Source organism: Rhizobium sp. 05N49 (genome assembly GCF_056396805.1).
In genome coordinates, this window is record NZ_JBFTME010000005.1 from 53,250 (window position 1) to 68,745 (window position 15,496).

The following is a 15,496-nucleotide window of genomic DNA, read 5'->3' on the forward strand; positions in this document are numbered from 1 at the left end:
TCGGCGCCCTGGGCGAAGGAAGGTATCTGGATCGGATTGTGGAGGAAAACCATGTGCAAGTTCTGTGGTAACCGGACGCATGCGCCGGCCGAACTCGGGAGCGGCGCAAACAGGGCAAGCGCCGTATCGGCAGACATGCCCGCCGGCATCGGCGAGGCCGATCGCTTGACGCTCATTCGCGGGGGCGCGGTCCTTTCGATGGATGCAGCGGTCGGCAATTTTAGAAAAGGCGATGTCTTGGTCCGTGGTTCGCGGATCGTCGAGATCGCCGAGGCGATCGACGCGCCTGAAGCCGCTGTCATCGACGCGTCGGGCATGGTGGTCATGCCGGGTTTTATCGATACCCACCACCATCAATTCGAGACCGCGCTTCGAAGCCTGCTTGCCGACGCGATCCTGATCAATGACGGGCGGCCGGAGAGTGCGGCAAATTACTATGAATGGATCCTGCAAAAGTTCTCCGTCCTCTACCGGCCCGAAGATGTCTATATTTCCGAATTGTTCGGTGGCCTGTCGCAGATCGATGCCGGCGTGACGACTGTAATGGATGTCAGCCAGATCCATCATTCGCCTGACCATTCGGATGCCGCCATAGCGGCACTGCGCGACGCAGGGCGGCGTGCCGTCTTCGGCTATTTCGAAGGCTGGGGGGATGCATCAAAATACCCAGGGGATGCGCGCCGCATCAAAGCCGAACATTTTTCGAGTGACGACCAGTTGCTGACGATGGTCATGGGCGGCGAGATTTACCTGCCTTTCTACGAGGATGCCTGGGCGCTTGGGCGTGAACTCGGCATCCCGATCGCACTGCATGTCGTCGGGACCTTCGGCATGCGTCCGGTCTTCGATCAATTGGCCGAGGCCGGCCGGTTCGGGCCGGACAATATCTTCATTCATATGACCGGCATGAGCGACATGGCGTGGAAGCGTGCAGCCGATGCCGGTTCACATATTTCACTGTCGGTGCCGATTGAGATGCAGATGCGCCATGGCAATCCGCCACTGCAGCAGGCACTCGATCTCGGCCTTCAGCCGTCGCTGTCGACTGATGTCGAATGCACCATGACTGCCGACATGTTCACGCAGATGCGCTCGGCAATTACTTTGCAGCGTATGCTGGCAAATGATCAGGCTCTTCGTGGTGAAGATTATCCGAAGCTTCTGTCGGCCATGGATGTCATCCGCTTCGCGACAATCGAAGGCGCGCGCGGACTGAAGCTCGACCATAAGACGGGTAGCCTGACGCCCGGTAAAGAAGCTGACATCATCCTTCTTGACGCCACCGCCATCAACGTTGCTCCGCTGAACAACGTCCCTGGCGCCGTGGTGACCCTAATGGAGCGCTCGAATGTCTCGACGGTCCTATGTGCAGGCAAGGTCCGCAAATGGCAGGGCAAGCTTCTCGGTCACGATATTGCGGCACTCCGGGCGAAACTGGAATCGAGCCGCGACCATCTGCTCGACAAGGCCGATATCGCAGTGGCTCTATTCTAGGCTGTGGTGACAAATTAATGATTTGGGATGCCGTTTGAGGAGCAAATCAGATTCAACGCTGACTTTTGGAGGTCAGCGATGGAAGGTGAAGTTGTCCGGGATGATCAGTGGGAGCGGTTGAAGCCGTTTGTGCTTGGCGGTCGCAAGGGCAGGCGGGGTCCACGCAGCGACGGACGGCGGTTCTTCGATGCGATCTTGTGGCTGGCCCGCTCCGGTGCGCGTTGGCGCGACCTGCCCGAAGATCGCTTCGGTCCGTATCAAACGGTCAAACGACGTTACTACCGCTGGATCGATCAAGGCGTCTTCGACCGGATATTCGAAGCGGTGGCTGCCGATCCGGATATGGAATGGCTGTCCATCGATGCCACCGTGATCCGAGCGCAGGCGCAAGCGGCTGGCGGACGCCGCAAAAGGGGGGGCGCAAGCCCAGGCTCTAGGCAGCTCCCGTGGCGGATTTGGCAGCAAAATCCATGCTGTAGTGGATGCCCTCGGGCTGCCGGTTCGTTTCCATCTCGGCCGAGGACAGCAGAACCACATGGCTCCGGCTTGCGACCTCGTTCGGGGACTGCCAGCCAAACAGGTGCTCGCATCGCCTACAAGCAGCGCTGGGGCATCGAGAGTTTCTTCGCCAAGCTCAAACAATGGCGACGCCTCGCCACACGCCATGACAAACTCGCAGCCAATTTCCTCGGCTTCATCAAGCTGGCAAGCATCATGCTTTGGCTCAAATAGTTAATTTGTCACCACGGCCTAGAGATTTCCAACCTTCCTCAGCTGAGAAAAATCAAGCTTGCGGCGCCGATCAATCCGGCATGCCTTGCGAGTTGTGCCGGCACGACCGGCACGTCGCGATAGGCAGGCATTGCGCGCTCCCGCATGGTGGCCTCGATTCTGTCGCGTAGCAGATCATGGCCGTGAGATATTCCGCCGCCCATGACGATCATGTCGGGCGAGTAGAGATGCAGCAGGTTGGTAAAGCCGATGCCCAGCCAGCGGGCTTCCCTCTCGATCAGTGCAAGGGCTGCTTCGTCACCCGCGCGCGCCGCCTCCACAACGTGTCGGCCTGTCACTTCGCCATCATCGGACAGCGTTCGCAGCGCCGAACCGTCGCCGGGTTTTGTCAGAGCCGTCGCACGCCGGCCGAGGGCAGTACCCGACGCCACCGCCTCGAAGCAGCCCACCGCTCCGCAAAGGCATCGTTCGCCCTCGCTCGTGATAGTCATGTGGCCGATTTCGCCTGCGAGCCCGCGGCGCCCATGCATGATCCGGCCATCGGAGATCACCCCACCGCCGATGCCGGTGGACACGGTGACGAACACCAGCGAGGCTGCGCCGCGCCCGGCGCCAAAATGCCATTCGCCAAGAGCGGCGGCGTTCGCATCGTTCTCCAGTCGCACAGGAAGTTTCAAGCGCTCCTGAAGAAGACGCGCAAGGGGCACTTCACGCCAGCCCGAGAGGGTAGGCGGCGCGGTGAGAATGCCTAAGACCGGATCGAGCGGACCAGGTGCTCCGATGCCAACACCGAGCGGCCTGGCGTCGGGAACTTCCGAGCAGGTTTTCTCGGCAAGCATCGCGATCTGCTCGATGACTGCATTCGGGCCATCCCTGGCGCGCGTCGGCACGGACGCGAAGGCCAGTAGTTTGCCGCCGTCGTCAACCAATGCGGCGCGCAACTCCGTTCCACCCAGATCGAATGCAAGCGCAATCTTGCTCATCAGGGCTGAGTCTCCAAAGCGTGCAGCCAGGCGATACGCCCTGGCAGATCCTTATCGCCGAACGCCAGTGATCCGAGCACGACCGTCTCCGCACCTGCTGCCCGCAACATTGGAACGGTCTGTTCGCGGATGCCGCCATCCGCGGCAAGAACGATCTCCTTTTCACGTCCGGCACGCTTCATCAGCGACCGGGCTTCGCGCAGCCGGTCACAGGCTTTATCCGAAAGGCTTTGTCCCTTGACGCCGATCGAGGTTCCGAGCAGCGTGAAGAAAGCGACCTCGGTGAGGAACGGTTCTGCCTCGCTGACCGGAGTTTCCAGCCGCAGAACGACGCCGGCTTCGGCTCCAAGCTCTTTTGCGAGTGCTACTGCGCGCAAGCCTGCTTCACCGTTCTCGGCATGAACGCTGACGAGATCGGCGCCCGCTTCGATGAACTGGCGTGTCTGCTCCTCCACAATCTCGGCCTCGACCATCAGATGCACATGGATCGGTTTTGCCGTCAGCTTGGCGATGCGGGTGACGAAATCGGGAAAGAACAGGAAGCCGGGTGTGAAGCGCGCGTCGGCAACGTCGATATGGTGGAGATCGACATAGGGTTCGATGCGGTGAAGGTCGCGTTCCATATTGGCAAGATCTGCGGACCAGAGTGAAAACTCGCCGAGCAGCCTATGCCGCGGCAATGTGGCGATGGTGCCGCCCGAGAGAGATTTCGATGTCATGGCTGAGCGACGCTCCGATGTTTGAATTCTGTGGTGAGGAATTGCCGGATCACCGTCTGGACCGCGGCGAAATGAGATTCCGCATCCGCTGCCTTTGCCGGCACTTCGAGGAAATGCGCATTTGGAAGCGCGTCGGCTATCACCTGTGCGACGGCGAGAGGGTGAATGGCATCCTGCCGGTTGCCGAGGACGAGGGCGGGAACAGCGAGCCTTGCCGCGTCTGCTCGCGAAACGCCGGTTCCATCCGAGGCAATGTCATGAAGCACGTCGGCGAAATCAGACGCATCCGGGCGCTCGAAATAACCGAGCAGGGAAGCGAGATTGTCTGGCGCTTCCACCCGCAGACGTTCCGCTGTCGCCGACCTGGCAAAAAGCGTCTGGCCTTCGGCAGGTGGATGAGATCGAAGCAAGGCGGCGATCTCGCGGATCGGCGCGAGATTGTCTGGGGCGCGGGCAAACGACCAGGCCGGGCGCACCAGGATGAGGCCGATAACGCGCTCGGGATGCGTTTTTGCAAGATGCAGTGCGATCGCCGCGCCCATGGAGATGCCGCCGGCGATGAACCGGTCTACTCCCTTTTCGTCTGCTGCGGCGATGACGTCGGCTGCAAACATCGCAATCGAGAAGGGGCGTGGCGTGCCGAGCGTCGAGCTCCCATGCCCGCGGCACTCAGTCGTGATCCGCCGCCAGTCGAGACCTTCGGGGATAACCTGTGCGACCTGCGCCTCATTGCCTCCGAGCCCGTGTTGAAAGAGCAAGGCTTTGCCTGTTCCGCAGTCGTAAACTGAAAGGTCGGCATCGTCTCGTCTGAAGGCGATGTGCGTCTTCATCGGATCAGATCCGAAAGAAATCGGGCGACGGCGGGTGCTTCCTCTGCCGTAAGACCATGCGTGACGAGCGTCCCGTCGAAACCGGTCACGCACAGGCCGTCGATGAAGGCAGGGAAATCGACGATACCTTGACCTGCTGTCGCGAAGCGGCCATCGGCATAACGATCCTTCGCATGGGCCATCGCCACGTACCCGGCCGAGATATCGATTGCCCTGTCGACGATGTCGGACACTTCGGCCGGTGTCGCCTGCTCGAAGAGGTTTGCCGGATCGAGCACGATGCGCAGGTGCCTCGACCCCATCTCTCCGATCAGTCGCACCGCATCAGCGGCGGAAGTGACGATGTTTGCCTGTTCCGGCTCAATGCCGAGATCGATGTCGTGCCGCTCGGCGAGTTCCAGCGCTTTTTCCATTTCGGCAGCCATATCGGCCCAGGCAGACGGAAGCGCATTGTCCGGATGATGCATCCATTGATCCTGGGCATGGCGGCTGCCTGTGCAAAGCGTCACAAGTGGAATCTGCAAGGCCGCTGCCGTTTCGATCACCACCCCAAGCTGTTTGAGCCCTCTTTCCCGCACGGATTTGTCCGGGTGGGCCATGTTATAAGTGCCTGAAAGTGCCGCGAGTGAAATACCGGTCTCTTCAGATGCCGCCCGGATCGCTGCGATCGTTTCCGGCGCCACTGCGTCCGGCATCGACGGAAGACCGACGCAGGCGAGATTGAACTGCGTTGCCGCAAATCCGCTGTTACGCACGGCCGAGAGCACACGCTCGGGGTCTGTGCCGGGGAAGGTCTTTGCGAAGATGCCAAGCTGCATCAGACCGATCCCGTGACGGTTGCGAGTTCGACGCGTTCGCCCATTTCGACCGAGCGGGCGATGGCGACCATGGCACGGATGGAGGCGATGCCGTCCTCTATATCGGCGCCGCGCATTGGCGCGCCGTTCAGCACGGTATCGGCAAGCCCTTCCAGTTGCCGGCGGAAGAAGTGCCCGTCGGCGCCTAGTGGCTTGCGCGTGGTCGCGTCCTTTTCGTGGAAGATCTCGACCTCGCTCGCCCTGAAGTACCAGGGATTGAAGGTCTTAGCGATCACCGAACCGTTTTCGCCATAGAGCTGGAAGCCCTCATGCCAGTCCATGCGGACCGCGACCGTCAGATCGAGATGACCGAGTGCGCCATTGGCGAACTCGGTTTCCACGAACCAGCAATAGGCGCCGGCACGCTCGAGAAGGCGGGCTCGCACCGCGACGATCTCGCCACACAGGAAACGGGCGGTGTCGACGAGATGCGAGCCATGCGCCAGCATGAAATACTGGCGCAGGTCAGCCTTGGGGTTTCCGGAGGGTTTTCTCGCGAATTTGCTGGTGATCGGCAGCGGCTGAACCGCATCGGTATTGGTGTAGCGGTGGGTGGAGTCGCAGTACCAGGCTTTCAGCGCGAAGATCTCGCCGATATCGTCACGGACAAAATCCCGGGCAGCCTCCAGCGCCGGGTCGAAACGCTTCATGTGACCGACCTGCAGCACTTTGCCGGAGCGCTTGACGGCGTCGGCGAGCGCGCGGCCCTCCTCGATCGTCACGCCGGTCGGTTTCTCGCAGAGCACATGCTTTCCAGCATCGAGCGCCTTGACCGACATCGGCACATGATAGGCGTCCGACGTCGCGATGATGACGGCTTCCAGCTCGGGATCGGCAAGCATCGCGTCATAATCGGCGTACATCTTCTGTGGTTCGTATGTCGCGCCCATGCGCGCGAGCAGGTCGGGTGCTGCGTCGCAGATGGCGTAGAGGTCGGCATTCCCAGCCTTCACGCAGGATTCGAGATGGGCGAACTGCGCGATCGGGCCGCAGCCGAGCACGCCCACACGCAGCCGACGGTCTTCCTTACGGATCATGACTTCTCCCTCAGGCGCCGTAGCGGCGCATCGTTTCACGGTTCGCCCGGACGGCTGCCACGGGATCGGCGGCGGCCGTGTCTGATTCCTCTTCCAAGACCAGCCAGCCATTGAAGCGCGGCGCGGCAGTGACGATGTCGATCACGGCGGGCGTATCGCAGACCCCTTTGCCAAGCATGGCCCATTTGCCCTCTGCATCGACGTCCTTGAGGTGCAGATAGCGGATACGGTCCTGATAGGTTCGCAGCGTATCCAGAATATCGTCGTGGCCGCGCAGAATATGACCGGTATCCGGCACCCAGCCGACGAGGTTCTTGTCGATGAGCGAGAAGATCCTGTCATAATCGGCACGGTCGAACAGCAGCGTATTGTGGTGCGAGCTCGGATGCACAGCGATATCCACGCCGGAAGCTTTGCCCAGTTCGCCCGCCCGATTGTAGAATTCCGCGGCGATTTCGAATTTCGCCTCCCGCGATCCTTCGGAGACCACCGTCGCAGAACCGATCGAAACGAAGGCGCCGGAAAAGGCGGCCGCGAAATCGATCCAGCGTTGTGTGGTCCTGAGGTCGTTCTCGATCTCTTGCCTGAGGGTGAAGCCGCTTTTGGAGCCCATCGCAAAAGACACGAGCGTCAGGCCATGTTTCTTCAGGCTCGCGGCGAAATTATCGGGATGATCCGCGTAGCGACCGATCATCGTGTCGGTAATCTCGATGCCCGCGTAGCCGCCCGCCGCAATGGCTTCCAGCAGATCGTCCGGGCCGCCATTCCAGTTTTTTCCGAGCATTTCCCAGGTGAATGTCTGGCAGCCGACTTTCAGGTCTTTGGTACTCATGCCCATTCCTTGACTTCGACCTTCGTAGGCCTTCGTTGATATGCCGCTGGACCGGTTGACCGCGCTCTTGGCATGATGGTGAAGCGGCGACGTCCCCTGGCGAGCTGCGTGTAACGGCTGGATTGCTATTTCCGCATGGTTTATAAAAATTTGTCGCGCGTCAAGAAATAAAATGTTCTATAGCGGTTGTCGCTGCGGCAACGCCCATCAATGATGGGCGGAATATCTGAAATTGGTGGGGAGGCCAGTTTATGAGAGCATATCCGGGAACCAGGTTGGGCATCGGCGTTATCGGCTGCGGCAATATCTCGATGACTTACCTGCGTAACGCTGCCCTGTTTGCCGGAGTCGAATTGAGGGCCTGTGCCGACATCTCATCCGACATGTCGGCGCTGAGGGCGAGGGAATATGGCATCCGGGCGATGGAGGTCGATGCGCTCTTGGCCGACCCCGAAATCGATCTGGTCCTCAACCTCACGATCCCGGCCGTCCATTTCGACGTGACGATGTCGGCGCTTTCTGCGGGCAAGCATGTCTTCACCGAAAAGCCTCTCGCGACGTCTGCTGCCGAGGGCCGCAAGCTCGTGGCCGAAGCTGCAGGTCGCGGTCTTCTGTTGGGATCGGCTCCTGATACATTCCTCGGCGCCGCCGGCCGGCGTGCGCGAGGCCTGATGGATGCAGGTGCGATCGGCCGCCCGGTCAGCGGCACCGCCTTCATGTTCGGCCGCGGCATGGAACATTGGCATCCCAATCCGCAATTCTATTATCAACCCGGTGGCGGCCCGATGTTCGACATGGGTCCCTATTATCTGACGATGCTGGTCAATCTGCTCGGCCCGGTGAAAAGCGTCATGGCGATGGCGACGAAAGGCCAGGAAGAACGGCTGATAACGGCTGATGGCCCCTTCAGGAACACGACGTTCAAAGTGGGCACGCCGACCAATGTGCTCTCGCTTCTCGAGTTCCAGTCGGGCGCGACGGTGAATTTCGGTGCGTCCTGGGATGTCTTCCGCCACTCCAATCATCCGATCGAGTTGCACGGCACCGAGGGGTCGTTGCGCCTGCCCGATCCCGACACGTTCGGTGGAACGGTCTCGCTCTCCGAGCGCGGCGCTGAATGGAAGAATTTCGAAAGCGAAAACGAGCTGTATGGCGCGCTGAACTGGCCGTATAGCGCTCCTGATCGCGCCAATTATCGCATGCTGGGCGTTGCCGATCTCGTGCGCGCGCTTGGCGAAGGCAGGGCGCCGCGCGCCTCCGGCGATCTGGCCCTTCATGTTCTCGAGATCATGGAAGCGACCCTGGCGTCCAGCGAGGCCAGGAGCGCGGTTGCGATTGCCGGCACAGTTGCACAACCGCCGCTGCTTGGGGACGATGAAGCCCGCAGCCTGCTTGCTTGAGGTGAGACGATGAAAGATCGATTGGATCCCGGCGCCGCGCATGTCCTGGCGCTCGGTCGCGCAGCAAACCAGCCGCCCTTTGAGCAGGGGACAGTAAGTGAGGCGCGTGCTGCCTATGACGCGGGGTGCCCGACATTGCAGGGCGATCGCGAGCCCGTCGCGGCCATCGAGGACAGAACGATTGCCGGAACGGACGGCCCGATCCCGCTCAGGATCTACCGAGGCGTCGGCGCTCCGAACGCGGATGCGCCGGCACTTCTCTACCTTCACGGTGGCGGCTGGGTCGTCGGCACGCTTGAATCCCACGACGAGATCTGCCGGTGGTTTGCGAATATCGGCGCCTGCATCGTAATTTGCCCGGACTATCGGCTGGCGCCCGAGCACAAGTTCCCGGCGGGTTTGGAAGATTGCGTATCGGCGCTTGCCTATGTGGTGGAGCAGGCAAGCGCGCTTGGTATCGATCCAGATCGGATTGCCGTCGCGGGCGATAGCGCCGGCGGCAACCTGGCCGCCGTCCTGTCACTTCTTGCGCGCGATGGCGTTGCCCAGAAAATCTCGGCGCAACTTCTGCTCTATCCCAACACCGATGCCGGGCAGAGGACCGACAGCTTTGTCAGGTTTTCAGAAGGATACGGTTTGACTGCCTCGACGATGCGCTGGTTCCGCGATCATTATGTCCGCGACGCGGCTGATATCGGTGATTGGCGCGTCTCACCGCTGCGAGTCGGAAATGTCGTGGGCTTGCCACCGGCCTTCGTCGCGATTGCGGGCCAGGATATCCTCGCAGACGAAGGCGAGGCCTATGCCCGCCGGCTTGCCGAGGCGGGGATCCCTGTAGTCCTACGGCGTTGGCAGGACCAGATCCACGGCTTCGTTTCCATGGGGCGGCACATTCCGGCGGCGCGGCGGGCGGTGGAAGAAGCGGTTGCCGGATGGCGCAGCCTCGTCGATCACGCCGACTGACGCATCACCAATGTACCGTCGAGGATGATTTTTCGTGCAACGACCTGCTTGGTGTCGTTGTCTTCGTCCAGCATTGAAAGCAGTGTGTCGACACTGCTGCGTGCCATGGCGGTGAAATCTTGCGCCATCGTCGTCAATGGCGGGCAGGTATAACGGCTGAGAGGGTGATCGTCATGGGCGGCGATGCGAAGATCGCTATCGCCCCTGCGGCCGATGCGGAGGCCGCGCGAGTGGGCGGCAGCCATCGCGCCGAAGGCAAGTCGATCGTTCGCGCAGAGAATTGTCCTGCCCGGAAGCGTTCCAGCCGCGATCATTGCGTCGGTCTGCTCATACCCCATACGTTCGAAATCCCAGCCGTAGCTCTCGGTGGCGCCAAACACGACCGGTTCGAAACCGAGCGCTTCCATCGTGGCGACATAGCTTGCCAGCCGCTCCCCGGAATTGTGATTGACATGCGGAATGTCGAAATATGCGGGCGGCTCGCCGGACCGGCAGAGATAGTCGACAATTGTCGCAACGCTTTGGGCATTGTTGTTGCCAATGAAGGGCGTGTCGCCCTCGATGAACGTATCGAAGTAGACAATGGGAATGCTCTCCCGGAGTTTTTCGAAGATGCCAGGCTCGGAAGAAAGACCCAGAGGCGCGATGATCGCGCCGGCAGCCTTCAAGGACAGAAGCGTGTTGACGGCCTCGGCTTCAAGATCTGGCAAGCCGTGGGACGAGATGACGATTGGCCAGTAACCTTCACCCCGGACGAGCAATTCCAGACGGTTGACCATTTCGGCATAGAATGGATCTGTGATGACAGGCACGAGAATGCCAACGTTGCGTGTCCTCTTGCGATTGAGATTGCGCGCATAGAGATTAGGACGGTAGTCCGATGCCGAGAGCGCATCCTCGATGCGTTTGCGTGTCACCGGCTTTACGCTGCTCGGGTCATCGAAATACCTCGAAAGCGTTGGACGAGAAACGCCACAGGACCGGGCGAAATCGTCCATAGTTTTGATCGTCATCTTGTCCATCGGCAATTCTGGTTGCACTGCGCCAAGGCACCTCTGCGTAAGCCGATGTCGCAAGGGCGGTCAGTGTGGGGGCTTCGAAATGCGTTTGTAGCCTGACAATATCGCATGCGCAAAATTTTTTGTTACATAGGTACAATTGGCAGCCTAAACGCCCCTACACATAGCGCACTTCGACCCCCAGCTTGTCCAATCGGCTGCGAATCCCGTGCGGCATGCCGGTGTCGGTGATGATCAGATCGACACGTGAAAGCGAAAATGCCTTGGACGAGGCGCCAATATCCCACTTGCTGGAATCCGCCACGAGGATGACGCGCCTCGCCATGCGGACCAGATTGCGTTTGGTGCGTGCAATGTCTTCCGAGACATCTACGACATCGAATGCGTGATCGATGGCATGAGCACTGAGGAACGCCTGGTGGGCGACAAGACCGCCCACGGCCTTGTCGGAATCCGAGACGATCGTGCTGACGGTACTTGGAAAGACACGGCCGCCTATCATATGTACGTCCAGCCCCGGCCGATACATCAGATGCTGCGCGATATTCATGGCGGTTGTGGCCACGACAACGTTATTGACCGGGGGCATTTGCATGGCAACCTGCAGCAGTGTCGAGCCGCTGTCGAACACAACGGACTGGTTGTCGATTATTTGACGTGCCGCCATCTGCGCGATGCGTCGTTTGGCGTCGAAATTGCGGTTCATCCGTTCTTCGAAGGCTGCTGCGGGCGAACTGGCCGGCAATGCGATCGCGCCGCCATGCGTTTTGATGAGCTGCTTCTTGGCATCCAGAATTTCCAGGTCGGATCTGATGGTCACCTCGGAGACACCGAAGTTTTCCGCCAGCTGCGTCGTGCGTGCTTGGCCGGTCCGCTGAAGTTCCAGCATGATCTGATGTCGCCGTTGTTCCGCAAGCATGTGTGACCTCGAATTCCCTTAGATGACGGTACCGATCTTTCGAAAATCGAAAATGCACGGCAACTATTGTGATCAAAAGACGCGATGGAGGGCAGCATCTGCGTATGTCCAGCGCACGTTACTCTCATATTAAATCAAAACGAAAGAAATCGAAATATTGAACCTTCGTTTATTTTCGAGTTAGGGTCTCAACGCGAGATCAATTTGTAGAGGGACAGCATCGATATGGGCCTTGGAACCAAAATTCGCCTGTCACGGCTGTTTTCACATCCGTCGGGGCATCTGTTCGGTGGCGCGGTCGACCACTTCGTTGGCTATGGCAACGTCCGTGAGGGCGGCTTGGCGGATCTACCGGGCGCACTGAAGCGGGTGATGGCCGGAGAGCCGGACTATATCAGCATTCAGCCTGGTGCTGCGCGCCACTTGTGGCCCGCCTATGCAGGCAAGGCGGCGCTGGTCATTCAAGCCGGCTGCTTTACGCCGGACGATCGAATCCGTCAGTTGATCGCGACTCCCGAGGATGCGGTGCGCTACGGGGCAGATGCTCTGGCCGTTGCCATTCCGGTGCGCGGCAATACCGAAGGCGAATACATTCGCTGGCTCACCGATACCGTCAACGCCGCAGCTCGCTTTGAAATGCCGGTCGTTGCCCATGTCTATCCCCGCGACTATTCAAACGGCGGCAAGATTGTCTTCACCCCCGACGAAATCGCCTATGCCGTGCGGATCGGGTTTGAGACCGGCGTTGACGTGATCAAGGTCGGATACACCGGAGACTTCGACTCATTCCAGGAAACCGTCGCCACCTGCCCGGTTCCGATCGTTATCGCGGGCGGTCCGAAAACGGAAAATCTGCTCGGGGCTCTCACTCAGACCTTCGATGCCTTGCGGGCGGGAGCGAAGGGTGCCGTAGTGGGACGAAACCTTTGGGGCCACGGCGATACGACGATGGCGGCGCGCGCCTTCAAGCTCGTCATTCACAGCGGTATGGCGCCGCAAGAGGCGCTCGCTGCCGCGGGCGGTTAACGGGTGACACACAACCTTCAGGTTCTCGGCTTCGGGGCGCTGGCGATCGACGATATCATCTACGTCGATCGACCGCTGAGCGCCGGCAAGGGAAAGGTGACAAGTCGCACCCATGACCACGGCGGCAATGTCGCGACGGCCCTTGTTGCGGTCGCAAAGCTGGGGGGGCGGGCCGGTTTCATCGGTTGGCTGAGTGATCAGCCTGTTACCGATGTCAGCGCCCGCGAGCTTGAACGGCACGGGGTCGACATATCCTTTGCACCGCGCCGCCCCGATGCCAAGCCGATACGGTCGGTGATCACGGTCGGACCTGAAGGCGACAGGTTTATCGCCTATGACGACAATGTGCCGCACGGAACCTCCGAGGCACTCGCCGATAGCACTCTTGCACAAGCCCAGGTGCTGTTGATCGACGGCTATGCCACCCACGCCGATACGATCGTTGCGCGCGCCCGCAAGCTGGGCCTTGCTGTGGTGGCAGACATTGAATGGACGATCGGGCCTGCGACCGAACGATTATTGAGCCTGTCCGACCATCTGGTACTGCCATTGAAATTTGCGCAGACTTATTCCTGCGAATCCGATCCGGCGTTGATCCTCCATAAGCTCTGGTCTGACGACCGCACCGCAGTCGTTTTGACCGACGGTGAGCGAGGATCCTATATCAGGCAGACGGGAGACGCCGTTTTGTGGCATGTTCCGGCCTACGAGGTCAAAGCGGTCGACACGACGGGCGCCGGAGATTGCTTTCACGGTGCTTATGCTTTTGCGCTGACACAGGGAAAGCCGCCTGTCGACTGCGCCGTCTATGCAACGGCCGCAGCCGCGATTTCGGTGACTGGCCCCGGTGGCCGCATGGCCCTGCCGGATCAAAGCGCCTGTCTCGCGTGGCTGGCGAGGGAAAATGCACCCGTGCCCAGACCGATCGCGCCACCGGAGTGAGAGTTCATCACACCGGTGCCCTGGACGATCGGACTAGCGCTGCGCAGATGACGGTTTCGGTTCGACGCCGGGGAGGGGCTGTCCTGGGGATTGGATGGCGACGATACTAAGGAGGAAGTGCCGTGGCTGTTGTTGTACTGGATAAAATTTGCAAGACCTTTGGAACCAAATTCCACGCGATCAAGGATCTTAGCCTGACGATAAATGATGGCGAGTTCCTCATCCTCGTCGGTCCTTCAGGATGTGGAAAATCGACGGCATTGCGCATGATCGCCGGGCTGGAAGAGATCAGCAGCGGGACCCTGAGCATCGGTGGAGAGAATGTCGAGGATCTCGCGCCGAAGGACCGGGACATAGCGATGGTCTTTCAGAATTATGCGCTTTATCCGCATATGACGGTGTTCGAAAATATTGCCTTCTCGATGAAGCTTGCAGGCAAGAGCAAGGAAGAGCGCACGAAGCGGGTCCATGAAATTGCCAAGACCCTTCAACTGCATACGCTGCTCGACAGCAAGCCGGCCGCGCTCTCCGGCGGCCAGCGCCAGCGGGTCGCCATGGGGCGCGCAATGGTGCGGGAACCGGCAGCGTTTCTCATGGACGAGCCCCTGTCAAACCTCGATGCCAAGCTGCGCGTGCAAATGCGCGCCGAAATCGTCAGCCTGCAAAGACAGCTTGGCGTGACGACGATCTATGTGACGCACGATCAGACCGAAGCCTTGACCATGGGCGACCGGGTTGCGGTCTTGAAGGGCGGCGTCCTTCAGCAGGTCGACACGCCAAAAACACTGTACAGCCGGCCGGTCAACGCCTTCGTTGCGGGTTTCATCGGCTCGCCATCCATGAATCTGTTCGAGGGCCGCTTGCAGAATGGCAGGATTGATCTGCCGACCTTTTCCATACCGGTCGCGACGACCGCATTCGAGCAGTCTCCCGGTCTGAGGGCGTTCGAAGGCAAGACGATCGTCTTCGGCATTCGCCCGGAAGACCTTTACGACAGCGGTCTGGAATCGGGATCACGCCACGCGACGATCCCTGCCCTCGTGAAATCGATCGAGGAGTTGGGTTCGGAGCTGATCGTTCATCTGAAGATAGAAGCAGCGCGGATCGATTCCGGTGACCCGGATGCCGTCGAGGACTTGAGCGGCGCGGCAAATGCCGTGGCGAAGTTCGAATCCGTGAGCACAGTCCAGCCGGGCGCAATGATCAACCTGGCGATCGATGTAGCCAAACTACACTTCTTCGATCCTCAGACGCATCTGGCAATCTAGCAAGATCTGCAGCGACGGAGCTGCTTGGCGGGCGTTTGCAAGAGCGCCTGCTTGCGGCATCGTTCACAAGTCCTCGCCGCTCCTTGCCGGCCGGCTTTGCGCGTTCCGTATCGAAAGTGCAGGATCTCACACCGTTTCGTAACCCGTGACTTTGCGGCCAAAGGCTGAGTTCTTTTGGCGTTAGTTAGTTGGCGCCTGAGTGCTACTTTAAAGTGTTAAGTCCGTGAGGATAGCCTGGCGGAACCCCGCTTTTCCTGGATCGCCAAAGCCTTTCATTTGTTTTCCTTTGGGCGGCGCAGCTTTCATTTGTTTACGAAAGTAAAGAAAAAATGCGACATGAGCAATATGTCGGAAAGAAAAAACGTCTTCGGGATTGGAAGGCAAAATGTATATAAATCAATAGCTTAAAGTAATTTTTATCGCCCCTGAAGCCCTCTTGCTTTTTCCGATTGCAGTTCTTCATTGACAGCCAGAC

At 59.9% G+C, this 15,496-nt stretch carries 14 protein-coding genes and 1 pseudogene; 7 read left to right on the forward strand and 8 right to left on the reverse strand.

Going from position 1 to position 15,496, the window contains the following annotated elements; translation table 11 throughout:
• Positions 1 to 51: 51 nt before the first annotated feature.
• Both AC1DF8_RS12185 and AC1DF8_RS12190 read left to right on the forward strand, forming a co-directional pair.
• Complete coding sequence (locus AC1DF8_RS12185) at positions 52 to 1,494, forward strand: amidohydrolase family protein (RefSeq protein ID WP_478153740.1); 1,443 nt, start codon at positions 52 to 54, stop codon at positions 1,492 to 1,494.
• Between the two features lie 78 nt (positions 1,495 to 1,572).
• Positions 1,573 to 2,226: pseudogene (locus AC1DF8_RS12190) on the forward strand (IS5 family transposase).
• A gap of 38 nt (positions 2,227 to 2,264) precedes the next feature.
• On the opposite strand, the gene AC1DF8_RS12195 reads toward AC1DF8_RS12190, so the two are convergent.
• Genes AC1DF8_RS12195 through AC1DF8_RS12220 form a run of 6 tightly spaced genes read right to left on the reverse strand, consistent with a single transcriptional unit; the run spans position 2,265 to position 7,484 of the window.
• A complete protein-coding gene (locus AC1DF8_RS12195; RefSeq protein WP_183888295.1) occupies positions 2,265 to 3,209 on the reverse strand; it encodes an ROK family protein in 945 nt (314 codons plus the stop codon).
• Positions 3,209 to 3,928, reverse strand: a complete 720-nt coding sequence (locus AC1DF8_RS12200; RefSeq protein WP_113202362.1) for a ribulose-phosphate 3-epimerase — start codon at positions 3,926 to 3,928, stop codon at positions 3,209 to 3,211. The genes AC1DF8_RS12195 and AC1DF8_RS12200 overlap by 1 nt, the downstream gene beginning before the upstream one ends.
• Positions 3,925 to 4,758, reverse strand: a complete 834-nt coding sequence (locus AC1DF8_RS12205) for an alpha/beta fold hydrolase (protein WP_478153741.1) — start codon at positions 4,756 to 4,758, stop codon at positions 3,925 to 3,927. Before AC1DF8_RS12205 ends, AC1DF8_RS12200 begins: the two co-directional genes overlap by 4 nt.
• Positions 4,755 to 5,576, reverse strand: a complete 822-nt coding sequence (locus AC1DF8_RS12210; protein ID WP_112542652.1) for a sugar phosphate isomerase/epimerase family protein — start codon at positions 5,574 to 5,576, stop codon at positions 4,755 to 4,757. The genes AC1DF8_RS12205 and AC1DF8_RS12210 overlap by 4 nt, the downstream gene beginning before the upstream one ends.
• Positions 5,576 to 6,652, reverse strand: coding sequence for a Gfo/Idh/MocA family protein (locus AC1DF8_RS12215; protein ID WP_112542651.1), 1,077 nt, complete (start codon positions 6,650 to 6,652; stop codon positions 5,576 to 5,578). The genes AC1DF8_RS12210 and AC1DF8_RS12215 overlap by 1 nt, the downstream gene beginning before the upstream one ends.
• Positions 6,653 to 6,662: 10 nt before the next feature.
• Positions 6,663 to 7,484: a sugar phosphate isomerase/epimerase family protein gene (locus tag AC1DF8_RS12220; protein WP_478153742.1), complete on the reverse strand. Its 822-nt coding sequence runs from the start codon at positions 7,482 to 7,484 to the stop codon at positions 6,663 to 6,665.
• A 251-nt stretch (positions 7,485 to 7,735) separates the two neighbouring features.
• On the opposite strand from AC1DF8_RS12220, the gene AC1DF8_RS12225 reads away from it, so the two are divergent.
• Positions 7,736 to 8,884 carry a Gfo/Idh/MocA family protein gene (locus tag AC1DF8_RS12225; protein ID WP_478153743.1) on the forward strand — a complete coding sequence of 383 codons (1,149 nt, stop codon included), beginning with the start codon at positions 7,736 to 7,738 and terminating at the stop codon, positions 8,882 to 8,884.
• A gap of 9 nt (positions 8,885 to 8,893) precedes the next feature.
• A complete protein-coding gene (locus tag AC1DF8_RS12230) occupies positions 8,894 to 9,847 on the forward strand; it encodes an alpha/beta hydrolase (protein WP_478153744.1) in 954 nt (317 codons plus the stop codon).
• Here the strand turns inward: AC1DF8_RS12230 and AC1DF8_RS12235 are convergent.
• Together AC1DF8_RS12235 and AC1DF8_RS12240 are read right to left on the reverse strand one after the other, a co-directional pair.
• The gene (locus AC1DF8_RS12235; RefSeq protein WP_112542648.1) at positions 9,835 to 10,869 is read right to left on the reverse strand and encodes a LacI family DNA-binding transcriptional regulator; all 1,035 of its coding nucleotides are present in this window, start codon (positions 10,867 to 10,869) and stop codon (positions 9,835 to 9,837) included. The genes AC1DF8_RS12230 and AC1DF8_RS12235 overlap by 13 nt on opposite strands.
• A gap of 154 nt (positions 10,870 to 11,023) precedes the next feature.
• Positions 11,024 to 11,785, reverse strand: coding sequence for a DeoR/GlpR family DNA-binding transcription regulator (locus AC1DF8_RS12240; RefSeq protein ID WP_112542647.1), 762 nt, complete (start codon positions 11,783 to 11,785; stop codon positions 11,024 to 11,026).
• 225 nt (positions 11,786 to 12,010) lie between these two features.
• Here AC1DF8_RS12240 and AC1DF8_RS12245 point away from each other — a divergent pair, with 225 nt between their 5' ends.
• From AC1DF8_RS12245 to AC1DF8_RS12255, 3 genes are all read left to right on the forward strand, one after another.
• Positions 12,011 to 12,811: a beta/alpha barrel domain-containing protein gene (locus AC1DF8_RS12245; RefSeq protein WP_112970517.1), complete on the forward strand. Its 801-nt coding sequence runs from the start codon at positions 12,011 to 12,013 to the stop codon at positions 12,809 to 12,811.
• A gap of 3 nt (positions 12,812 to 12,814) precedes the next feature.
• The gene (locus tag AC1DF8_RS12250; RefSeq protein ID WP_478153745.1) at positions 12,815 to 13,753 is read left to right on the forward strand and encodes a PfkB family carbohydrate kinase; all 939 of its coding nucleotides are present in this window, start codon (positions 12,815 to 12,817) and stop codon (positions 13,751 to 13,753) included.
• Positions 13,754 to 13,875: 122 nt separating this feature from the next.
• Positions 13,876 to 15,021, forward strand: coding sequence for an ABC transporter ATP-binding protein (locus tag AC1DF8_RS12255; protein WP_112542644.1), 1,146 nt, complete (start codon positions 13,876 to 13,878; stop codon positions 15,019 to 15,021).
• Positions 15,022 to 15,496: the final 475 nt, after the last annotated feature.